17 protein-coding genes are annotated in these 22,184 nt (G+C 37.2%); 12 read left to right on the top strand and 5 right to left on the bottom strand.

From position 1 onward, the window contains the following. Window positions 1–228 precede the first annotated feature (228 nt). Both QEN48_RS05355 and coaBC read left to right on the top strand, forming a co-directional pair. Window positions 229–4,209 carry a PAS domain S-box protein gene (locus QEN48_RS05355; protein ID WP_280107873.1) on the top strand — a complete coding sequence of 1,327 codons (3,981 nt, stop codon included), beginning with the start codon at window positions 229–231 and terminating at the stop codon, window positions 4,207–4,209. Between the two features lie 141 nt (window positions 4,210–4,350). Continuing rightward, on the top strand, window positions 4,351–5,559 hold the full coding sequence (coaBC, locus tag QEN48_RS05350; protein WP_280107872.1) for a bifunctional phosphopantothenoylcysteine decarboxylase/phosphopantothenate--cysteine ligase CoaBC: 1,209 nt from the start codon (window positions 4,351–4,353) through the stop codon (window positions 5,557–5,559). A 124-nt stretch (window positions 5,560–5,683) separates the two neighbouring features. Here coaBC and QEN48_RS05345 read toward each other — a convergent pair whose 3' ends face one another. Further along, window positions 5,684–6,712, bottom strand: coding sequence for a PAS domain-containing sensor histidine kinase (locus tag QEN48_RS05345; protein WP_280107871.1), 1,029 nt, complete (start codon window positions 6,710–6,712; stop codon window positions 5,684–5,686). Between the two features lie 144 nt (window positions 6,713–6,856). Here QEN48_RS05345 and QEN48_RS05340 point away from each other — a divergent pair, with 144 nt between their 5' ends. The 5 genes from QEN48_RS05340 to QEN48_RS05320 all read left to right on the top strand — a co-directional run bounded on the left by QEN48_RS05340 (window position 6,857) and on the right by QEN48_RS05320 (window position 14,203). After that, a complete protein-coding gene (locus tag QEN48_RS05340) occupies window positions 6,857–9,610 on the top strand; it encodes a DEAD/DEAH box helicase (protein ID WP_280107870.1) in 2,754 nt (917 codons plus the stop codon). Between the two features lie 105 nt (window positions 9,611–9,715). Beyond that, entirely contained in the window at window positions 9,716–10,741 is a 1,026-nt protein-coding gene (locus tag QEN48_RS05335) for an AIR synthase family protein (protein ID WP_280107869.1), read from the top strand. Window positions 10,742–10,755: 14 nt separating this feature from the next. After that, window positions 10,756–11,322: a thiamine-phosphate synthase family protein gene (locus tag QEN48_RS05330; protein WP_280107868.1), complete on the top strand. Its 567-nt coding sequence runs from the start codon at window positions 10,756–10,758 to the stop codon at window positions 11,320–11,322. 50 nt (window positions 11,323–11,372) lie between these two features. Continuing rightward, window positions 11,373–12,518, top strand: a complete 1,146-nt coding sequence (locus tag QEN48_RS05325; RefSeq protein WP_280107867.1) for a hypothetical protein — start codon at window positions 11,373–11,375, stop codon at window positions 12,516–12,518. A 338-nt stretch (window positions 12,519–12,856) separates the two neighbouring features. Next, window positions 12,857–14,203 carry a PAS domain-containing sensor histidine kinase gene (locus tag QEN48_RS05320; RefSeq protein ID WP_280107866.1) on the top strand — a complete coding sequence of 449 codons (1,347 nt, stop codon included), beginning with the start codon at window positions 12,857–12,859 and terminating at the stop codon, window positions 14,201–14,203. Between the two features lie 9 nt (window positions 14,204–14,212). Here QEN48_RS05320 and QEN48_RS05315 read toward each other — a convergent pair whose 3' ends face one another. Both QEN48_RS05315 and QEN48_RS05310 read right to left on the bottom strand, forming a co-directional pair. After that, a complete protein-coding gene (locus QEN48_RS05315; protein ID WP_280107865.1) occupies window positions 14,213–15,016 on the bottom strand; it encodes a 4Fe-4S binding protein in 804 nt (267 codons plus the stop codon). 23 nt (window positions 15,017–15,039) lie between these two features. Then, window positions 15,040–16,413 (bottom strand): dihydrolipoyl dehydrogenase, encoded by a 1,374-nt coding sequence (locus QEN48_RS05310; RefSeq protein WP_280107864.1) that lies wholly within the window; start codon window positions 16,411–16,413, stop codon window positions 15,040–15,042. 252 nt (window positions 16,414–16,665) lie between these two features. Between QEN48_RS05310 and QEN48_RS05305 the strand changes: the two genes are divergently transcribed. The 4 genes from QEN48_RS05305 to QEN48_RS05290 all read left to right on the top strand — a co-directional run bounded on the left by QEN48_RS05305 (window position 16,666) and on the right by QEN48_RS05290 (window position 19,803). Continuing rightward, window positions 16,666–17,196 carry an MgtC/SapB family protein gene (locus tag QEN48_RS05305; RefSeq protein ID WP_280107863.1) on the top strand — a complete coding sequence of 177 codons (531 nt, stop codon included), beginning with the start codon at window positions 16,666–16,668 and terminating at the stop codon, window positions 17,194–17,196. Between the two features lie 3 nt (window positions 17,197–17,199). Further along, the gene (locus tag QEN48_RS05300; RefSeq protein ID WP_280107862.1) at window positions 17,200–17,910 is read left to right on the top strand and encodes a DUF4010 domain-containing protein; all 711 of its coding nucleotides are present in this window, start codon (window positions 17,200–17,202) and stop codon (window positions 17,908–17,910) included. 186 nt (window positions 17,911–18,096) lie between these two features. Continuing rightward, entirely contained in the window at window positions 18,097–19,305 is a 1,209-nt protein-coding gene (gene cbpB / locus QEN48_RS05295) for a peptide-modifying radical SAM enzyme CbpB (protein WP_280107861.1), read from the top strand. 96 nt (window positions 19,306–19,401) lie between these two features. Further along, window positions 19,402–19,803, top strand: a complete 402-nt coding sequence (locus QEN48_RS05290; RefSeq protein WP_280107860.1) for a hypothetical protein — start codon at window positions 19,402–19,404, stop codon at window positions 19,801–19,803. Between the two features lie 164 nt (window positions 19,804–19,967). Here QEN48_RS05290 and QEN48_RS05285 read toward each other — a convergent pair whose 3' ends face one another. Together QEN48_RS05285 and QEN48_RS05280 are read right to left on the bottom strand one after the other, a co-directional pair. Next, window positions 19,968–20,489, bottom strand: a complete 522-nt coding sequence (locus QEN48_RS05285; protein ID WP_280107859.1) for a nitroreductase — start codon at window positions 20,487–20,489, stop codon at window positions 19,968–19,970. 91 nt (window positions 20,490–20,580) lie between these two features. Beyond that, entirely contained in the window at window positions 20,581–21,111 is a 531-nt protein-coding gene (locus tag QEN48_RS05280) for a CDP-2,3-bis-(O-geranylgeranyl)-sn-glycerol synthase (protein ID WP_280107858.1), read from the bottom strand. A gap of 160 nt (window positions 21,112–21,271) precedes the next feature. Here QEN48_RS05280 and QEN48_RS05275 point away from each other — a divergent pair, with 160 nt between their 5' ends. Next, window positions 21,272–22,183 (top strand): ABC transporter ATP-binding protein, encoded by a 912-nt coding sequence (locus QEN48_RS05275; protein ID WP_280107857.1) that lies wholly within the window; start codon window positions 21,272–21,274, stop codon window positions 22,181–22,183. The last annotated feature ends 1 nt before the right edge of the window (window position 22,184 follow it).

The raw sequence follows: 22,184 nt of genomic DNA, 5'->3' as shown, positions 1-22,184 counted from the left end.
CGGCTAAGGGAGGTAACCCCATAAATCTAGGGCCTCCGTGGTCACCCCGACCAGTCCCCCACAACACATTGAGTTAAACCCAAAAACATTTAGTTTTTTCTAACAACCAAAAAAATAAAAGAAAAATACAAATCGATTAGTTAGTTAGCAAAGTATAATTAGAAGTTGACTGAGTGGTTTAATAAGTTGTAATACTATGTTTTTAATAGAATGATAGAGATGAATTCTATGGTTGGTTTATCTCGAGGAGAGGGTATATCTGTTTTGTTGGTTGATGACGAGCCTGGTTTCCTTGACCTTGCTAAGGAGTTTATAGAAACTGGGGAGAAGGATTTTATTGTTTACACTGCTTCTTCAGCTGAAGAGGGTATTGAACTTCTTAGGGAACATGAATTTGATTGTATTGTATCTGATTATCAGATGCCTGGGATGGATGGCCTTGATTTCTTAGATTTTGTGCGTAATGAGTTGAATCTGGATATTCCTTTTATTATGTTTACTGGTAAGGGTCGTGAGGAGGTTGCTATGAATGCTCTCAATTTGGGGGCAGATCGATATCTACAGAAGGGAGGGGCTCCTAAATCTCAGTATGAAGTTTTGGCTGAGGCTATTAAACAGGAATACGAATCATATAAGACCGAAATTGAGTTAGAGAGGTCTGAAAGGGAGAAAAAATTAATTTTGGACAGCACTTCAGATTTAATAGCTTACTTAGATACTGAGATGAATATTTTATGGGCTAACAAGGCTGCAGCGAGGTCCGTAGATAGAAAACCTGGTGAGATAGAGGGATGTAAGTGTTATGAAGTTTGGCATGGCCGTGAGGATCCATGTCAAAGGTGTCCAGTACTTAAGGCATTAGATACCGGTAAGAAACATCAGGGAGAGGTTGAATCTCCTGATGGTAGGTATTGGTTGATTTCTGCAAATCCTGTTAAAAATAGTGATGGAGAGGTTATTGGTGTTGTTGAGGCGACTCAAGATATAACTGATTTGAAAGTTGTTATAAAAAAACTTGAGGAATCTAAAAAGGAATATAAATCCGTTTTAGATTCAATGAACGAATCAATCTGGTTAATTGACTTAAAAGGTAATATCATTGAGGTTAACGAGACAGCTGTTGAAAAATTGGGTTATTCGCGTGATGAATTACTCAGTATGGGAACAAGTCAAATCGATGGTTCATTAAGTAAAATCGAGGTTAAAGATAAATTAAATAAGGTTATTGAAGAGGGTGCCGATGTCTTTGAAACCACACATAAGAATAGTGATGGTGAGATAATACCTGTTGAAGTTAGTCTTAGTTTAATCAATTATCGGGGGGATAAGGCGGTTTTAAGTGTAGTTAGAGATATCAGTGATAGGATAAAAACTCAAAAACAATTGAAAGAAAGAGTTAAAGAACTAAACCTTCTCTATAGATTATCTAAGCTTGAAGAAGACGTAGAATCACTTGATGAGTTTTTAGGTAATGCTGTTGAACTACTGCCTCCATCATTTAGGTATCCAGGGAACGCTGAGGCTAAAATAGTCTATAATGATAATGAATTTTTATCTAGTGATTATAGAGATGGTGATTATTATCTAAGGAACGATATTTTTGTTTCAGGTGAAAAAAAGGGTTTTGTAGAAATCTGCTATCCTAGTGAACAGGCCTGGATGAAGGGAGATGTTTTTTTAGATGAAGAGAAGCAGTTGTTCAATGAGTTCACGAACCGTATTGGCTCGATTTTAGAGAAGAAAAAAACTAAAAAACAGTTAGAAAGAAGTGAAGAGAGATATAGAAGGCTTTTTGAGACCGCTCAAGATGGAATGTTGATTATAGATGCTGAAACTGGGGAGATAAAAGATGCAAACCCCTATATCCAAGAACTATTGAACTACAATAAATCTGATTTGGTTGGAAAGAAACTATGGGAACTAGGTCGGGAAAAAGACATTGAAGAAAACAAAAAAAGATACCAAAAACTGGTCGATGAAAGATATATTCGTTATGAAGACCTACCTCTTGAATCTAAATATGGAGATGAAGTTTACGTCGAGTTTGTTAGCAATACATACTCTGTTGGAGAAAAAAAAGTTATTCAATGTAATATCAGAGATATAACTGAACGTAAACAAGTTGAAAAACAATTTAAGAGTTTTGTTGAAAACGCTCCCGATGGAATATTGGTCCATAACCTGGAGGGAGATATAATTCTTGCAAACGAAAAAGCATCCAACCTACTTGGTTACACAAAAAAAGAGCTACAAGAAATGAAGACTCGTGACATAGATCCAGTATTCCATGATAAATATCCCTTTAAAGAGTTTTGGAATCAAGTTACTACCGGTAAATCTAGAACTATCGAAACTGAACACCGATGTAAAGACGGATCCACCTATCCTGTCAGAGTTTCACTGCGTAAAATAAAAATCGATAACGAGGACGCTGTCCTTGCTTTCTTTAGAGATATTACTGAGATGAAAAAAGCTAGAGAATCACTTAAAAAAAGCAGGAAACGGTTGAAGAGGTCTCAAGAGATTGCTAAAGTCGGTAGTTGGGAGTTAGACCTAACAAACAACAAAATAGAACTATCTGAACAGGCATCCAAAATCTTTGAAATAAACTCTAATGTTGATTTAAAATACCAAGATTTCTTAAATTATGTGCATCCAGAAGACAGGGAGTATGTTGAAAGCAGGGGACAGGAAGCGCTTGAAACCGGTTATTATGACATCGAACATCGATTACTAATCAATGGCGAAGTTAAATGGGTACATGAAAAAGCATTTATAGAATATAATGATCTTGAACCCAATTCTGTTTTTGGAACCATCCAAGACATAACCGATAGCAAAAAACTTGAAGAGAGACTAAAGGAATACAAAAGAGCAGTACAGGGGTCAACCGACCTTATGGCTGCAGTAAACCTTGATAAAGAGTATATATTCGCAAATAAAAAATACCTTAAATTCCTTGACATAGATAAACAAGAAAACCTGGTTGGAAAGAAACTGAATCAAGTCTATAGTGGGAAAGAACTCCAGAAAATAACTAAAAACATAAATAAAGCCCTGAATGGAGAAACAATTCAATATGAAATGAAACGAGGGAAAAAAGATGAAAAATACTTCGATATCAGATATTATCCATTGAGAAGAAAAAATAGCGTTAAAGGAGTTGTTGCAGTTTTAAGAGACATAACAAAAAGAAAAGAAATAGAAAAAGACCTGAAAACTAAGGAAAAAGCGATAAACTCTTCAACCAACGCAATCTCTATCATAGGGCCTGAAGGCAGATATACATATGTTAACCCTGCTTGGACGGAGTTATTCGGTTATGAAAAAAAGGAAGCAATCGATAAAAACCAAACTGAGTTAATAGATAACCAAGATATAAAACAAAAGATCAATGAGATACATCAAAAGGTTATTGAAAAAGGTGATTGGCGTGAAGAAACCAAGATTGAGGCCAAAAACCGGGAATTATGGGTTGAAATAGCTTCTAGCACGATTGAAACAAAAAAAGGAAGCGTTATAGGCTATATAAATAGTTATAAAGATATAACAACTCGAAAAAAAGCTGAAGAAAGACGTGAATTCTTACATACCTTATTACGCCACGATGTGCGTAACAAACTTCAGTTGATACGTGGATACCACGACCTCATTAGAGAACAAAAACTACCCAAAACAACTAAAAAATATCTAGATAAATCCGAACAAGCAATAGAAGACAGTATAGATATAACAAAGAAAATAAAGATATTAAATAAACTTGAAGAGAAAACAAGAATCCAGGAAATCGAGTTAAACAAAGTTCTAGAAAAGGTAGTTAGACAACAAAAACCCCATGCAAAACAAAAAAACATAGAAATCAAATACACCCCCAACCGCCAGAAAGTATATGGCGGGCCTTTACTAAATGAACTGTTTTCCAACCTCTTGGAAAACTCAATTCGACATTCAAGTTGTAACCTAATTCAAATAAAAACAACCACTCAAAAAAATAAATATATAATAACAATTGAAGACGATGGAGTCGGCCTACCAACAACAGATAAAGAGTTATTTGAAAAGGGATTTAAAAAAGGAGGTGAAGCCGGATCGGGGTTAGGTCTATACTTCGCCAAAAAAATCACAAATCGATATAATGGATCTATAGAACCAGGTGAGTCCAAGATGGGTGGCGCCAAAATAGAAGTACATTTGGAGAAACCCACATAACCCCCCCCATTGAAGAAGTGAGGTCTTACCCCAATTAAGATAAGAATAAAGAGGCCAAGTTTGCTTACACAAAAAATTTTAGGTTGGTTTTATGTTCTTGTTAGATAGATTTTTAGATTGAGTTTTTGGAGTGATGATGTTTTGTCTTTTGATAAACACCCTACACATGATATTCAGGCTGTTAAATCTGATAGTTTGATGGGTAAAAAGATTGTTTTAGGTGTGACGGGTAGTATAGCAGCTATTATGTCTGTAAAACTATCTCGTGAATTGATTCGGCATGGAGCCAGTGTTCAAGCTGTTATGACTGGTTATGCTGAAAACATTGTTCATGAGAACACGCTTGAATATGCAACTGGGAAGCCTGTGGTTACTGAACTCACCGGTAAGGTTGAGCATGTTAGAGATCTCAGTGGAGATAACACTGCGGACCTGTTTTTGATTGCTCCTGCCACAGCAAACACCATAGGGAAGATCGCTTCAGGTATAGACGACACAACAGTTACAACATACGCTACAACAGCCTTATCCAGAGACATACCGATAGTGGTTGTACCAGCTATGGATCTATCTATGTATAAACAGCCTTTTGTTGAAAAAAACATCGATAAATTAATGGATATTGATGTATGTTTTATTGGGCCTGAGATAGAGGAAAATAAAGCTAAAATGGCTTCTATAAACGAGATTGTTGTTGAAACAAGACGTATGTTGGGTGAAAACGACTTAAGAGGTAAGAAAGTTTTGGTTACAGGCGGTGCTACTGCTGAGTCAATCGATGATGTACGTATATTGACCAATAGGAGTTCAGGACGTATGGGTGTTGAGATAGCTAGATCGGCCTATTTAAGAGGTGCAGACACCAAATTGGTTTTGGGTAGATCTGTTGTAGATGCACCGGTTGGAGTAGAAACAAAGAAGGTTGAAAGCGCTTTAGAGATGGAAGAAGAAGTGATGAAAGAATTTGAAGAAGGCGTTGATGTATTTATTTCTGCTGCTGCAATATCTGATTTCATTCCCGAAAAAGTTGATGGAAAAATAAGGTCTGGAGAGCCACGTAAAATCAATCTAAAGCCTTCTGAAAAAATAATTAAAAAAGCAATTAAACAATATCCAGATACAAAGGTCGTTGGCTTCAAACTTGAACCAACATTAAAAGAAAGTTTAGAGTCAGCTGAAAAAAAACTAAATGAAATCGGATTAGACCTAATAGTCGCAAACCCCGTTTCAACGATGGGTAGTGAAGAAACAAACGCCTACCTAGTATCAAAAAACGGCTCCAACCACATAAAAGGAGATAAAAAAAAGGTAGCCAACGAGATACTAAACAAAATCCAGAAAAACAATTGAATTTTTAGTTAATTATTGGGTTAATTATTGTTTTATTTTGTTTTTAAAGCATTATCACCCTTTTTTTGGGGGGTTGGGTTGTTTCTGAGTTTTTTAGGTTTTGTGTGTGTTGGGTGTTTGTTGTTTATTTTTTGTTTAGGGTTATTTCGAACTTAGCTCCTTTGTTGTTTTTTAGTTCGATTTCTCCGTCATATCTGTTTATGATTTTTTTACATAGGTATAGGCCGAGTCCTGATCCGCCTTGACTGCTTACGCCTTTTTCGAAAACTTTTTCTTTTAATTGGTTTGGGATTCCTTTTCCATTGTCTTGGTAGGTTATTTTGCATTTATTTTTTTGGGTGGTTGTTTTTATTTTTATTTCGTTACATTCTGCGTGTTTTATTGAGTTGGTTATTAGGTTTTTGAAAACTTCTTTAAGTAATGGACCTGCTTTTACCGTGCAGTCGGAGATGTTTTTATTGAGTGTTATGTTGTTTTCTTCGAGGTTGTTTTCGTATTGTTTGATTGATTCCCAGATTACTGGCTGTATTTTTGTTGGCCCTACTTCTTCTTTTTTTACTCCTTCGATGTCCTGTATTTTTTTTATTAGTTTTTTGGTGTCTTCTATTGAGGTTTTTACTTTATTTAGGTAGTTTTGTTCTGTTTTTCCTGGGTTTTTTAGTTTTTCTTGGAGTAAATCGATGTATCCTTCCATTAGTTGTATTTTGTTTTTGAGGTCGTGGTTCATGGTTGAGCGCATGAACTCTGCCCATTCTTCAGCTTTTTTTCTCTTTGTTATGTTTATGTGTTTTATTACGGCGTATTTTTCGTCTAGCTCGATAGGTGTTATTTCACAAATGAACCAACGTTTGGTTTTAGGGCTGTGGCATGGATATTCGATTTGGCTGGATTGTTTTTTTCCCTTTAAAACTTTTTGTATTTCATCTGCGACATGTTTTCCAGCACTGTTTTCTTCGTCTACGTCTCTGGATATCTCTATGTAGTTTTCACCAAGACAATACTCATTGTGTTGAAGGTCGTTTTGGTCTCCGAAATTCTTCCAGGCTTCGTTGACCAATATAATTTCTCCATCACTGTCTATTATTGCTATATGGTCGTTTACGCTGTCCATAACCATGCTGGAAAGTTTAATTAAGTCATTTTGTTTGGACATAGGTACACCAAAAACCTCTGTAAGTTATATCATATTATGTTTATTATTCTTTGTTTATTTTGTTGCTGGGTTTTTTGAGGGGTAAAAGTGATATCGATTTAGGGTTTTTGTTTGTTTGGGTTTTTGTTTTGAGGTTGGTGGTTTATGCCTTTTGATGTTCTTGGTGAGGATGTTCTTGAAGTTGTTAGGGAGCGTGGTTTTGAGGTAGCTACTGAGCCTCAGCGTCGTGCTATTCCTAAGGTTGTTGAGGGGGGTAATTTGCTTTTAATTAGTCCTACTGGTTCTGGTAAGACTGAGGCTATTTCATTACCTGTTTTAAGTTCTATTGATGGTGGTGATGGGATTCAGGCTTTGTATATAACTCCTTTGCGTGCTTTGAATCGGGATATTGTTGGTAGGCTTAAGTGGTGGGGGGATAAGTTGGGGTTGGATGTTGAGGTCCGTCATGGTGATACCTCTAGTTATAGGCGTCGTCAACAAGCTTTGGATCCACCGGATTTGTTGGTTACTACTCCAGAGACTCTGCAGGCTATTTTACCTGGTTCGAGGATGCGTGAGCATCTCGGGTATGTACGTCATGTTATTGTTGATGAAATTCATGATTTAGCGGATTCTAAACGTGGTATTCAGTTGTCTCTTGCTCTTGAACGTCTTGAAGCCATTGCTGGTGGTTTTCAACGTCTTGGTTTATCTGCTACCGTTGGTAATCCACGTGACATCATGAACCTGCTTGTTGGTGTTGAGAGGGATTGTGAGTTGGTTTGGATAGAGTCTTCTGAGCCATTTGGTTTCGAGATTGAATCTCCTGTTCCTGGTGAAGAGGCGGAGCGGGTGAAGCGGAAAACTATGTTGTCGCTGGAGATGTCTGGTCATTTACATCGTATAATTGAGTTGATTGATAGTCATGTTTCTACATTGATTTTTGTTAATACCCGTGAGATGGCTGAAACCCTTTCTAGCAGGATGAACCTAATGGGTCGTGAGGTTGGTGTTCATCATGGTTCTTTATCTAAAGAACGTCGTATAGAGGTTGAGGATCGTTTTAAAAGTGGTGAACTGGATGGTTTGATATGCACAAGCTCTATGGAGTTAGGTATAGATGTTGGTCATGTAGACCTGGTTATACAATATAACTCTCCCAGACAGGTTTTTAGGTTGTTGCAGAGAGTAGGTAGATCCGGCCACTCCATAGAAAAAGATTCTAAGGGCGTTGTTTTATCGGGAAACCCTGACGACATAATGGAGTCCGGTGTGATAGTACGGAAAGCACTTGGAACTGACCTTGAAGACATAGTTCCAAGGGAAGAGTGTTACGACGTTTTAGCCAATCAGTTATGTGGTTTAAGCCTTGAAATCGATGACTTAACCATAGATAGAGCACTTAAAATCTTTAAAAAAGCATATCCATACCGAAACCTAACCAAAAATTGTTTAAAGGAAGTTTTAAACCAATTAAGCCAAGCCCGAATTCTCTCACACAAAGAAGATCAAGTTAGGAGGCGGGGTTCAACATGGAAATATTATTACACCAACCTCAGTATGATTCCAGATGAAAGGACATACGAAGTGAAGGACGTTGCAAGCGGCCGTCCACTTGCAAGGCTTGACGAAAGTTTCGTAGCCAGTTTTGCCAAACCCGGTGAGGTTTTTATAACAGAAGGTAAGATGTGGCGTATCTTAAGTATGGAAGATGACTCGATTACGGTTGAGGAAATCAATGACCCGCAAGGAACAGTTCCAAACTGGGTTGGTGAAGAAATTCCTGTTCCATACATGGTTGCACAATCTGTCGGTAGAACTAGGAAAGAAGTAATGGATGATGTTTTAGATAAAGCTAAAGTAGATTATAGTGGGTTATGTCTCAATGATGATGCAATCGATAAACTAAGAGATATCATTGAGAAACAAACTGATCTTGGATATCCAGTTCCAACTGACAAAAAAATTGTTGTTGAGTTGGGTAGACAAGAGATAATAATGAACTGTTGTTTTGGCCATCGAGTTAATAAAACATTGGGACAGGCTATCACCTCATTACTGGCTTCAAGGATTGGAAGTAGCGTTGGACTTGATGTAGATCCATATCGAATCAAACTTAAGATGCCGGGTAAAAAACGTACATCGATAATCAAGGATATATTTCCAATTGATCCGGAGCACTTAAAACCGATTTTATCGATGTCATTAAAGAATACATCCCAGTTTAAGTGGGAGTTGATGAAGGTTGCTAAAAAATTTGGTGTAGTCCGTAAAGACGCTGACTACACATCTTATGACACCGAGAAGTTGATGGAGATATATAGAGACAGCCCTATGTATCGTGAGGCCATGAAGGAGATATTGAATTATAAACTTGATATAAATCAGACAACCAAAGTCTTAGAGTCGGTTGGAACTGGAATAACTGTTGAATGGGTAGAGGGGTTCAGTCCAATCGGTCGTTTAGGCAAGGAATCAGGTATCGATTTAATTTCACCTGAAGAAACAGATGAATCGATAATAAGAACTATAGAAGAACGTATAAAAAACGACCGAACACTTCTTTTCTGCATACACTGTGAAGATTGGCAGACAACAAAGAAGGTGCGGCATGTTAGGGGTGACCCCCAATGTCCATTATGTAACTCCAAATATATCGCTGCGTTAAAACCATGGGAAGAAGAAAAAATCAAGAAATACAAAGAAGGTGTTGATGACAAAGATGTGAAAAACCTTATAAAAAGCGCCAACATCGTATTATCACATGGAAAAGATGGAGTAACAGTTTTAGCTGGCCGTGGGATCGGGCCAACAACCGCGTCACGGATATTAAGAGACTTACCTGACGGCGACGACCTATATCGAAAAATATACAATGAAGAAAGAAAATACGCCCGCACACATATGTTTTGGGACTAAAACGAAACAAAAAACAAACCAAATCCTTATTAACTCTGTTAAAAACAAAATAAATGTATCTTAAACCCTATACATCATTTTAGTTATAATGAGAGCTGTATATTCATGAAGTTACCAGACGTAGGTAAGATAAATAGAGAGTTTTTTGAAAAAACAATCTACCAAAAACTCGGTGCAAAAAATAAAGACGTATTAATCGGGCCGCAACATGGTGTCGATGCTGCAGCAATTAAAATTAATCAAGATCAGGTGATGGTGGTTTCTGAAGACCCTACATTCTCTATGCCATCGATGCTAGATGACTTCGGTTGGTCAATCGTCCATATATGTGCTAGCGACGTCGCCGTCTTAGGAGTGGATCCTGAATACATAACCTTATGTCTACTACTACCCCCCGAAACAACACAAGAACAATTCGAAACAATCTGGAGCCAAATCCACAGTGAATGTGAAAAACTGGGTATAACAGTGGTTGGGGGTCATACAGGCGTCTATCCCGGAATTCCCGCACCCCTAAACGGTGGTGGAACAGTAATAGGTTATGGAGAAAAACAGGACCTAACTCCACCGACAAACGCAGAGGTCGGTGATAAAATAATGATGACAAAAGGCCCAGCAATCGAAGCAACAGGCATACTGGCACATAAATCAGAGAAAGAATTGAAGGAAAAATATGGAGAAAAATTAATTGAGAAGGCTAAAAACCGTTTTTATCAGATGACCGTTATAAAAGACGCAGCTATTGCACGAGAACATTCAAACGCAATGCATGACGCAACAGAGGGTGGTGTACTCAACGGTGTTCACGAAATAGCTATAGCCAGTGACAATGGATGTATAATACACGAAAACAAAATCCCTCTCCCACCAGAAATAGAAGCAGTCTGCAGCCACCATAAAATCAATCCACTCACAAGCATAAGCGAAGGAACACTACTACTCACATGCCCACCACAAAACACCGAAGTAATAAAAAAACAACTAGAAAAAAAAGACATCCCCTCTTGGGTAATAGGAGAAATCACAGAAAACAAAAAAACCATAATCGATAAAGAAGGTAACAAACAAAAACTACAGCCAATAAAAACCGATCCTTTCTGGAAAACCTTCTTCCAAACCCCAAAAAACTAAACAAAGTGATATAAATGGATATAGAGAGCGAGAGAGAGTTATACGGCGGCTTACTACAAGCAATACACAAAATAGAGAACACACCCAGATTCACTCGACTGATACCTGAAGTAAGAACAAACATCGTTTACTGCAGACCAAACGAAACAGATCCAAATAAAGTCGCAGCAATAGATGGAAGAATCACAGTCATAAACGATAAGCCAAAAGCCACAGGAAAACCAAAAATAGGTTGTTCAGACCATATGGCCAGAGCATTAATAGAGATAAAAAAACACCGCCCAGAAATAACTAGTGGAATCAACCTTAGATACAACAAAAAAACAACCAAGGCAATAAAAAAAACACTCCAAACAGAGATCGGTGAAATCGATAGAACCAGAGAACCAGAACCACAAAAAACAGGACAAAAAAAATCAATGCCCTGGAAAATACAGTACCTAAAAAATAAATATGGAGAAATCCCCAACATATTCTACGAAACACCCGGATATGGAAAAGAACCACTATACGTCCTCATCGGAACCGACCCACTAAAAATAACAGAAACAGCCATAGAGATAACAAAAAACCATCCCTAAAAATAAATAAAACCAAAATCAGTTTCCCTAAAGAATAAGATTGAGGTAAAATGCCTGAAAACAAAACCCAAACAAACAAAATAAAAAAATTAATCAATAACTTGCAAAACGATCCAAACGAAGAAGATTCCTACCAAATACTAGAGATAAGTAGGGAAAATCCAAAACAACTGATTAATCACATACCCATTTTAATCGAGATAATAGATTCAGCACCATGGATAGTTAAAAACGATATCTCAATCGCAGTAACCAATCTAACAATAAAATATCCAAACCAAATAACCCCCAACCTCCCTGAACTAATAGAGACAATGGAAAAAGGAAAAACGGTTCGAACAAACACACTAAAAATATTAAGCAATATCTCAGAAACAAACCCCAACACATTGGAAAAATACCTACCAGAGATAAAGAAAAACCTAAACCAAAACGACCTTGAAACCCAAATCCATACAACAAAAATAATCGCAGAAATATCCAAAGAAAAACCAGAAAAAACCAAAAACCTAATCAAAAAACTACCCTCACTCCAAACAGATACAGATCAACTAAAGAAAAACACCACAAAAATAATCAAAAACACATCAAACCAAAACCCAGAAAAAATAATTCAACACACAGACAACTTAATAAACCAAATAAACCACAAAGACGATGAAATACGAATAGACACAATGCACACAATATCAAACATCGCAAAACACAACCCAAAACACCTAACCCACTACACAAAACAGATAATAGAAAAACTAAACGACGAAAGATGGAGAGTAAGAGCAAACACAGCCTCAACAATAAACAACATATCCAAAGAAAACCCAGAAAAACTAATTCAACACACCAACAAAATCATAGATATATTAAATGAAGAATCCTGGGTAATACAAGCCGAAGCAGCCCAAACCCTCAAAAACATCGCAAAACACAAACCACAAAAACTCACAAACCAAATAGACAAACTAATACCAGAACTCACAAACCAATCAATCAGCGTACGAAAAGAAATAATAAAAACCATAAAACACATCACAAACGAATCACCCCAAACAACAAAACCACACACCAAAAAAATCACAAAACTAATAGACGACGAATACAACGAAATCCAGCTAGACGCAGCAAGAACACTCAAAAAACTCGGACACACAAAACCCCTAAAAAAACTAGACAAAATCGACCAACAAAGACTATAAAACAACCCCACACCCTAAAGAGAAAAAAAGGGTCTTAATACCTGATTATAAATAAAAAACCACCTAAAAACAAACACACCAAAAAAAGACATCTATAAAACAAATGCAAAAAATATGGGGTAGATAAGAAAGATTTTATATTATTTTTTCAACAACAATTGTTAGGAAACTAAATGTTTAATTTTCTAAAAGGTTTTAAGGACAAGTTAAAAAACCTTGACAAACTTACTGTTCTAAACTCCCTGGATGAATATAACAACCTTACTTACTACCGCGTCATCGTGTTCGTTGCAGGTATCTCATACCTCTTATTTGGAGCCATTTACCATACATATGGTATGGAAGATCCAATGCCATTGTTGCATCGAGTAATTGGCTCATCTGGTTTATTAGGTTTTTTTGTCTTAAGTTATATCTCTAGTTTTGTTAAAGATAATATAACGGATTTAATGTATCTAATTGTCGTCTTAGGTTTCACACAACTCACCTACATGGCCTATATCTATGATTATACTCTAAATTATGCCTTAAGCATATTACTGGTTGCTTTAATAATTAACTTGATTTTCGATGCAAACTGGAAACTAAGGCTATTGAATCTATATCTCTTTTTAGCTATATTGACAACCCTATTTATTTCAAGCCCTCAAGTCAACATACCTGTATACCTCACCGCAGTATTAATCTTAATAGGTGCAAGCTATCTAATCAGCCACTCCAAATACCTAATCAAACTAAGACTAAACGAGTTATTTAAAAACTCACCAATCGGCTTGATAGAGTTAAACAACCAAGGAAAAATCCTTAAAGTTAACAAAAAAACAACAGAGATATTAGGAATACCAGAAAAAGAGTTACTAGGCCCTAAATTATTGAAAAAACTTGATATAGAGTTAGATAGCTCTGGAGAAGGTGTCCAGAAAATAAAAATAAAAGATAATGAGTTATGGATAGAATACAAACTAAACAAAACTCCAAACAAGATTGAACGATATATTTTAAGTTTAAACGACGTAACAGATAGAAAAAAAGCTATAGAACGAAGAAACCTAATCGAGGATTTAATCGAACATGATATCCAAAACAAAATAATGGTTATAAACGGCTACCTCGACTTATTCCAACAAAAAAACCTCTCAAAAAAACAACAAAAATATCTAAACAAAATCAAAACAAGCCAAAAAGAACTTGAATACCTCATCAACAACATAAAAATATTAAAAAAAGCAGATAAAGCAGACAAAAAAACAATCAACATCCAAACAATGGTGAACAACATCACCAAAAAAATAGAGAAAAAACTAGAAAACCAAGAAATCGAAATAACCAACAAAATACCCAAAAACACCAAAACAATCGGCGGAGAAGTAATCAGAGATGTAATCAAAAACATAATAGAAAACGCAATACAACACTCAGATTGCGACAAAATCAAAATAACAACCCAAACCACACCAAACAACATCAAGATAAACATCGAAGACAACGGAACCGGAGTCCCACCAGAAACAAGAGAAAAAATATTCGAACCAGGATACACAACCGACCGAGAACAAGGACTAGGACACGGCCTCTACCTATCACAAAAAATAATAGAAAACTACGAAGGCTCCATCACATACAGTGATTCAGATTTAGGAGGCTCAAAATTCCAGATAACACTACCCAAACCAAAAAACAAATAAAAAACCTATTTATTTTCTATCTCCTTCTATGGAAATCACGATCTCGTTTGTTTCTATCTCTCTATCTGTTTTTTTAATTGCTTTCTCTATTATTTGGTTAACTCCATGGCAACATGGGACTTCCATATGGAGTGAGGTTATTTTTTGTATCGGGTTGTTTTCCAATATCTGTGTTAGTTTATTGATGTATTTTTGTTGGTCATCCAGTTTTGGACAACCTAAAACGATTGGCTGGCCCTTAATTATCTCTTTATGTAGGTTTGGATAGGTTGGTGGAACACAGTCCGCAACAAAAACTAAATGATCTGTATCTAGGTATGGTGCTTTAACGGGAACCAGTGATAACTGCAGTGGCCATTGGCCTGATCCAACTTCCTTCCTGGATATTTTTTGTTTATTTGTTTGTATTTTGGTTCCGGGACACCCTATCTCTGGCTTTAGGTCTTCATTTATCTTGATTTTAGGTGGTTGGACTCCTAAGGTCTTTAGGTGGTCTATCGCTGTTTCAAGTAATTTGGTTTGACCGTGGTTTGATAGGTGTTGTAGGTGGGCTTTTAGAACTTCAGGGCCTTGTTCAACCATTTTTTCAATCACTTTTTCTTCGTTGTATGGCTCTACTTCTTTTTTTTGTATTTTGATTGCGTTTTTGGGGCATTCTTGGAGACAGGCGCCTAATCCATCGCAAAAAGATTCGTTGATAAGCCTGGCTTTACCGTCTATTATTTGTATTGCGCCTTCTGGACATGCAGGTATGCAGTCTCCACAGCCATCACATAAATCATGGTCTATGTCAATTATCTCTCTTTCTACCAATTTTGGTCAACTCATTAAAAGGTTTATTTTTCTTTTTGTGGTGGTTTTAGGTTTGTGAATGGTTTTTGGTTTATTTCGGGTAGTGCTGGATGTATATGCATTGGTGCGAATACGTTTTGTATTGTTCCATTTGCATCCATTATCGTTATTATTTCTTGTATTAGTATTGGTGCGTAGGGACCTATTATGTGGTGCCCAAGTATTTCTTCTGTTTCTTGTTTTACGATTGTTTTTACGTAACCGGTTTTTTCTTTCATTGCCTCCCCCTTAGCTACTTCGTTGTATCTGGCTTCTCCAACCAATATATCGTGTTTTTGTTGTGCTTGTTTTTCTGTAAGACCTACTGAAGCGATTTGTGGGTTTGAGAATATTGCTTGTGGAGCGGCTTTATAATCCATCTCTAAATCGGCTTGATGGAAGGCGTTTTCTGCTGCGATCCTTGCTTCTCGATTTGCTGTATGTTTAAACATATGTTGGCCTGTTGCATCGCCTAACGCCCAAACATTTGGTTGTGTTGTCTCCATTTTTTTATTCACTTTGATGTATCCTTTTTCATCTGTCTCTATCGATGTGTTATGTAGGTCTAGGAGGTCGGCGTTTGATTTACGGCCGGTTGCAACCAATATCTCGTTTGCCGTGAACTCTTTTTGTTCTCCGTTTTTGGTTGCATAAACAGTTTTTTTATCACCTTTATTTTCTATCTCTATTGCCTCTGTGTTTGTATGGATGTTCATTTTTGTTTCATATTCTTTTTCCAAAATATCTTTAATTTCATTTTCCATATCGGGTATTAGGTCTTTGTTTCTTTGAATTATCGTTACATCTGTTCCCATTGAGTTGAAGAAATGTGCAAACTCAATTGAGATATAGCCACCACCTATCATTATTATTGATTCCGGTTTTTCAGTGATTTGAAGTAATGTCTCGTTCGTATGAACCTCTACTTCATCTATTCCTTTAATCGGTGGTTTTAATGGTCTAGCACCAGTTGCTAAAAAGATCTTTTCACCAGTTATCTCATCACCATCTACCATTAATGTTCTTTGATCAATGAATTTAGCAATCGAATTATAGAAATCAACGCCCTCTATATTTCTAGCGTTTTCCATATCTCTTTTAACGCTCTCGTTTACTTTTTTCCTCATCCGATTCATTATATAATTGAAGTCGATTGAGTTTACTTCCATATCTATTCCGAGAGAAATAGCTTTATTTTTTATCGAGACTAGGTCAGCGGGGTATGTTAACATCTTGGTTGGTATACAACCATAGTTTAGACATGTCCCGCCCAACTGATCCATCTCCACTAAACAGACAGATAAATCATGATGCAACGCTACATCAACGATATGGCTACCTGAACCCCCACCTATAACCACAACATCATACTCCTTCATCTAAAACTACCTTAACCCAAATCTATATAAACAATCCTTAATATCAATTTGGCAAACTTAACCATAATCAATTTTAGGTTAATAATGTAGTTTTGTTTGGTTTGGTTTGGTTTGGTGTGGGAAGGTTCTAGATTTGGGGGTTTTTTGGTTTGGGTTTAGTTATTTTTTGTCTGTTTATTGCTGTAAAGTGTGATTGGGTTTTGGTTTTTTTAGGTAAGATAGATAGTGTATTGGTGTTATATGTTTTTTTGTATGTTTGAGCAGTTTATTGAGGCGGTGCCTCCTACGATTGTTAAGTTGGTTTCTGCTACGTTGTTGGGGTTGTTTCTTGGGTTGGAGCGTGAGTGGTCGGAGAAGCCTGCTGGTATTCGTACGTTTGCTTTGATTGCTTTGGTTGGTAGTATTTTTGGGATTTTGGATTCTGAGTTAGTTATTGCTATGGGTGTGTTGTTGATTATTGCTATGGCTGTTTTGGTTGGGTATAGGGGTGTTAGTGGTGAAGAGTTCACTGGCTTGTTTTTAACGACGAGTGTTTCTATGGTTGTTGCTTATGGTGTTGGTGTTTTGGTTGGTTTGGGTTTTTATCTTGAGGGTGTTACTATTGCGTTTTTAGCGGCGTTGTTGTTGGTTTTGAAGCGTGAGTTGCATATGTTTGCTTTGAATTTGAGTAAGAGGGAGTTGCAGAGTGCTGCGGAGTTTGCTGTAATTGCTTTTGTGATCTATCCATTGCTTCCTAGTGAACCGTTTGGTCCTTGGAATGCTATTGATGCTAGGTTGGTTTAGTTGTTGGTTATTGCGATTAGTGGTATTGGTTTTTTGAATTATATTTTGGTTCGTGAGTATGAGGAAAGGGGTTTTTGGGCTACTGGTTTTTTCGGAGGTTTGGTTAACTCTACGGCTGTTGTTGTATCGATCACGAATAGGGTTGGTGATTTTAAGGGAAGTGATAGGACTGCAGTTAGTACTATTTTGTTGGCTAACAGCGCTATGGCTTTCCGGAACTTGGTTTTGGCTGTATTATTTGTACCAGTGATTTTTGTTGATGTGTTTGTGCCTTTGGGTTTAATTGGTTTGGTTGGTGTTTTGATTGCTTACTTTATGAATCCATTTGGAGGTGTTGAGGCTCCAACTGAGTTGAAGTCTCCATTTAGTATTAAGAACGCTTTGTTGTTTGGTGGATTTTTCTTGTTGGTCTTGTTGTTGTCGGCTTGGGCTAATGTGGCGTTGGGTGAAGCTGGTTTTATTGCGACAATGTTCATTGCTGGTCTTGTTAGCAGTGGTTCTGCAACTACGACAGCTGTTGCTTTGTTTGGAACCGGCCAGATCGGTGGTGAGATAGCTGCGTTAGGAGTTATTGTGGGAACGATCGCAAGTATCTTGGTTAAGACGTTGTTTGCTGTTGTTAATGCACGTGAAATAACAGTTTCTGTTTTCCTATGGAACTTATTGTTGATTATGATAGGTCTGGGTGGTCTAGGACTAATAATTATATTTTAAACCTGTGTTACGATTGATTTACGTATTCTCTTTTATAAGTGGTTGTGTGCAGTATGTTTGTTTGGTGAATACCAAATGAGTTATATGAGATATAGATGCAGGTCTGAGAACGGTGGTTTAACACACTTTGTTACGAAGGGGGAAGACGCCCCCTTCTAAACCCTTTTTTTTATGGAGGAGTTTTTTGTGTGGACTGAGGAAGATACTTTTTATGACCCAGAAACGGGTTTTTATTGGTTTAGAGAGACACCTGATTACAGCGATATAGAGGGTGAGTTAAAACAAGAGATAGAGAACTATAGGTTTGAAAAAAACATTGAGTTTGTTTATTTTAATGTAACAGAGGCTTGTAACGCCGACTGTCCATATTGTTATGTTCCTAAAGAAAAACGAGAGTCTGGTAAAACAATGACTCGAGAAGAGGTCAACAATATAATGGATAGGCTACTTGATACAGACGTTAAGAGGGTTTTGTTCCACGGCGTTGAACCCTTGATTAAAAAAGACTTAATATTCAGTGTTATGGAAGACTATCCTGAATTCAATTATGGTTTACAGACAAACGGCCTGTTGCTGGAGAAACAGGATATCGATTTCCTGAAGGATGTTGGCTCTAATATAGGACTTTCTTTAGACGCTCCAGACCCAAGAGTTAACGATTTCTTGAGAAGCGAGGGACATTACGATAACACAATGAAGTTGCTTGAAGAGTTAAAGGGATATCCAGGCCTTAGCGTTATAACAACCATCAACAAACATAACGAACATCTATTAACCGATATGGTTGACCACCTCTCAAGTTATGTTGAAACTTTATTGATGAATCCAGTTAGAGGAACAAGTCCTGGTGGACGGGACCTACGTCCCACCAACCTGACCGAGAACTTTCTGAATGCAGTTGAAAGAGCTATGGAGCATACGAAAAATGGAAACAGGACGGTTATAGGTGATTATGCAAACATAGTTTTAGGTATACTGGCTCCTGCCAGCCGTGTACTACAATGCGATGTCTCTCCTTGTGGTGGAGGCCGTAGATTTATCTCCATAACTCCAAGCGGTGTATATCCCTGCACTGAGTTCATAGGTCTAGAAGAATTTAATAAAAATCTAGAGGACGCATTGAACCACGAAGCATTCAACAAAGTCACAAACCGTAAGGTAGAGGACATCGATGAATGTGATGAATGTGAATATAGACATCTATGTGGAGCGCCATGTCCAGCCGAAGTCTACGCTTCCGAAGGAAAACTAAATCTAAAAAGCCCCTACTGTGAGTTCTACAAATCAATCATCGAGCACGCATTCCAAACAATCAAAACAGGTAACGAAAAACACGTAATAAAACTAGAAAACCTAAAAAAGACCCATGAAGTGACAACAAAACCACATGCATAACAAAAACCACCTCTCCACTCCTTTCCTCCCTACCTTTATTTTTAATATTCGATTTCCAGGATTATCCTAGAAAAAAATGAGGTATCTTAGTTACATATGTCATGGCCAGAAAAAACGATAGTTTATGTTTTTGGTGGTTTAACAAAGCCTATTTACATATGTAACTACATATGGATTATTATGTTAAAGATTATTGCTTATGCCTTGGTTTTACCGGTTCTAGCTTTAGCGGGAGCAATTGCAGGTGGTTTCTTTGGATTAAACCCGTTATATGGTGGTGTAGCCGGAATAATAATAGGTTTAGTTGGCATGGCTATTCTAATCAGCATACTATCAACCTTGTTTTTCTTAATTAGGGTATTGGTGTTCGGTGGGTTCCTGTTGATAGTTGTAGCCTTAGGCGCCTACTTCGCTACATTACTAACATTTAACCCAATAATTGGTGGAGTAGTTGGTTTAGTAATCGGTTTAATAGCAATGAGCCAAATCATAGGTTGAAAATACTCCCTCTCATTGAATGAAGGGAAATATTCTCCATAATTTAATGTACCAGTGAAATCCTGATATCTCTACAGAGAAAAGGGGGTTTAAATATCTGAGTTTAGATAACCCTATATCCCTTTTTCTATATCTTGGTTTGGTTTTTTGTTGTGTTTGGTTGGCTAGATTTCCTGGCCATACTTGTTTTTGTGTACGATTTCGCTTAGTGGTTTTCTATCTGATTTTCTTTCTTTTTCGATTGGTTTGCCGATGCATATGACAGCCATTAATTCAAGGTTATCAGGAGTGTTTAGGACTTTTTCTGCTTCTTGTTTTTGATTTAGTATTTCGCCATTCCATACTGCGCCTAAATCAAGTGAGTGGATGGCTAATAGCATGTTTTGGCATGCTGCTCCGATTGCTTGTATGTCTTTTGTTCTGTTGTACGATTCATTTTTATCTAAGAAGATTGCTATTAATGCTTTTGACATCTCCATTGTTTCTCTGTATTTTGTGAGTTTGGAAAGTCTTGATATCTGGTTTTGGTCATCGATCAATATGAAATGCCATGGCTGGTTGTTTAATCCGCTTGGGGCCCAACGACCTGCCTCAAGGATACTGTAAAGACGGTTGTTGTCAATTTCGTCATCTTTGTATTCTCTGATACTTCGCCGGTCAACTATACAGTCCAATACATTGCTCATAACAAATAATTAAGTTTGTAACACTTAATCAATTTTTAGGAGAAAAAATAGATAAAGGGGGGAGTTAAATGGTTTTTCTTTGTTGGTTTTGTTACCATGGTTCGTTTTTATACCCTAGTTTATAGGCGATTAGGTTGACCGATATATGTATTACGGGAGTTAATACAAAAACTACCAATAATACTTGAGGTGTGAAGTTTGTGGTGAACCATGATGGATATAATAACCATGTCACTAATAAAGCTCCAATTAAGAAATCGAGTTGATCGACTCCAGGGAATGGTGATCCACGTTTTTTATTTAAACGTCTTTTTAGGAAACTGAAAAACATATCTCCTAACAACGCTCCGAAAGCTAGGGAGGCAACTAAGAAGATGTTTGTGTTAAAGTCTGGAAGGCCTAGTGTTGGGGCTAAATATATCTGGATACCTCCTGTTATAGTTCCGCATAATCCGCCTCCAATAAAACCACGAATTGTTTTACCGTCTCCGAGTAATCGGTTTCCATCTATGAAGTCCTTGTTGAAGTCGATTGGTGTTTTCCCTTGGAATAAAACGGCTGTAGAGTTAGGGACATAAGCAGGTATGACAAGCCATAAAGCGGTGATTATCAATTCAATCATCATAAAAACCTTAGATATACATTTAACAACGTTTTTTAAAGAACTAAAACAATCTAATTACTTGAAAACACAAAAAACTTACTATAGAAAAATTCTAGAACTAATCATTTGGTTGTTTTGGGTAGTTTTATGTAGTTTTGTTTCTTATTTAGTTCTAGTTATGTCTGTTATATCTACTGAAGGGCTTTCTAAGTGTTATGGTGATGTTGTTGCGCTTGATGATTTAAATATCGATGTTGGGGAGGGTGAGATTTTTGGTTTTTTAGGGCCTAATGGCTCTGGTAAGAGTACGGCCATTAATATTTTGTTTGATTTAGTCCGTCCCTCCAAAGGGAAGGCAGAGATTCTTGGTTATGACTGTCAGTTGGATAGTGTTGAGGTTAAAAAAAGGACAGGTTTTTTGCCTGAGCGTTGTGGTGTTTATAGTCGGTTGTCTGGCCGGAAGCATATAGAGTTTGCTATTAACTCTAAGGATGTGGATGATGACCCTGAACGTGTTATGAAGCGTGTTGGGATTTTAGATGCCGCTGAACGTAAAGCTGGTGGGTACTCGAAAGGTATGAAGAAACGTTTATGTCTTGGTATGGCTTTGACAGGTAGTCCTGAACTAATTATTCTTGATGAACCTACAAGTGGTTTAGATCCAAATGGTGCTCTTGAGGTCAGAAACATTGTTTTTGAAGAAAGGGATAGAGGTGCCACAGTTTTTTTCTCAAGCCACATACTCGATCAAGTTCAACGTGTCTGTGATAGAGTAGCAATACTAAAGTCTGGTAGTTTAATCGCTATCGACACCATAGAGGGGTTGCGTCGTGAAGTCGGTAGTAAATCAGGACTTAAATTAATGTTAAAGGAAATTCCACCTAACCTAGAGAAAGCTTTATCTAGAGTGGATGGTGTGGAGAACATTGGTGTTGAAGGAAAGAATGTCCATCTAACCTTGAGGTATGAGGTATCGAAAAATAAGGTGCTTGAAGCCGTTAAGGAGGCTGGAGCCGACGTAATCGATTTCGAGACCAAGGAAGTTACTTTGGAAGACCTGTTCGCAAGCTATATCTCTGGTGGGGATTGAA

The organism is Methanonatronarchaeum sp. AMET-Sl, from assembly GCF_029854155.1.
GTDB lineage: Archaea > Halobacteriota > Methanonatronarchaeia > Methanonatronarchaeales > Methanonatronarchaeaceae > Methanonatronarchaeum.
The sequence above is the reverse complement of the archived record's forward strand: the minus strand, read 5'-3'. Positions and strand labels throughout refer to the sequence as shown.

Excerpts from the sequence above, each read along its gene's own strand:
- QEN48_RS05330 (WP_280107868.1), top strand. The coding sequence starts at position 10,756 with ATGGATATAGAGAGCGAGAGAGAGTTATACGGCGGCTTACTACAAGCA.
- QEN48_RS05335 (WP_280107869.1), top strand. The coding sequence starts at position 9,716 with ATGAAGTTACCAGACGTAGGTAAGATAAATAGAGAGTTTTTTGAAAAA.
- QEN48_RS05290 (WP_280107860.1), top strand. The coding sequence starts at position 19,402 with ATGTCATGGCCAGAAAAAACGATAGTTTATGTTTTTGGTGGTTTAACA.
- QEN48_RS05345 (WP_280107871.1), bottom strand. The coding sequence starts at position 6,712 with ATGTCCAAACAAAATGACTTAATTAAACTTTCCAGCATGGTTATGGAC.
- QEN48_RS05285 (WP_280107859.1), bottom strand. The coding sequence starts at position 20,489 with ATGAGCAATGTATTGGACTGTATAGTTGACCGGCGAAGTATCAGAGAA.
- QEN48_RS05280 (WP_280107858.1), bottom strand. The coding sequence starts at position 21,111 with ATGATTGAATTGATAATCACCGCTTTATGGCTTGTCATACCTGCTTAT.
- QEN48_RS05355 (WP_280107873.1), top strand. The coding sequence starts at position 229 with ATGGTTGGTTTATCTCGAGGAGAGGGTATATCTGTTTTGTTGGTTGAT.
- QEN48_RS05340 (WP_280107870.1), top strand. The coding sequence starts at position 6,857 with ATGCCTTTTGATGTTCTTGGTGAGGATGTTCTTGAAGTTGTTAGGGAG.
- QEN48_RS05310 (WP_280107864.1), bottom strand. The coding sequence starts at position 16,413 with ATGAAGGAGTATGATGTTGTGGTTATAGGTGGGGGTTCAGGTAGCCAT.
- QEN48_RS05320 (WP_280107866.1), top strand. The coding sequence starts at position 12,857 with ATGGAAGATCCAATGCCATTGTTGCATCGAGTAATTGGCTCATCTGGT.
- QEN48_RS05325 (WP_280107867.1), top strand. The coding sequence starts at position 11,373 with ATGCCTGAAAACAAAACCCAAACAAACAAAATAAAAAAATTAATCAAT.
- QEN48_RS05275 (WP_280107857.1), top strand. The coding sequence starts at position 21,272 with ATGTCTGTTATATCTACTGAAGGGCTTTCTAAGTGTTATGGTGATGTT.
- QEN48_RS05305 (WP_280107863.1), top strand. The coding sequence starts at position 16,666 with ATGTTTGAGCAGTTTATTGAGGCGGTGCCTCCTACGATTGTTAAGTTG.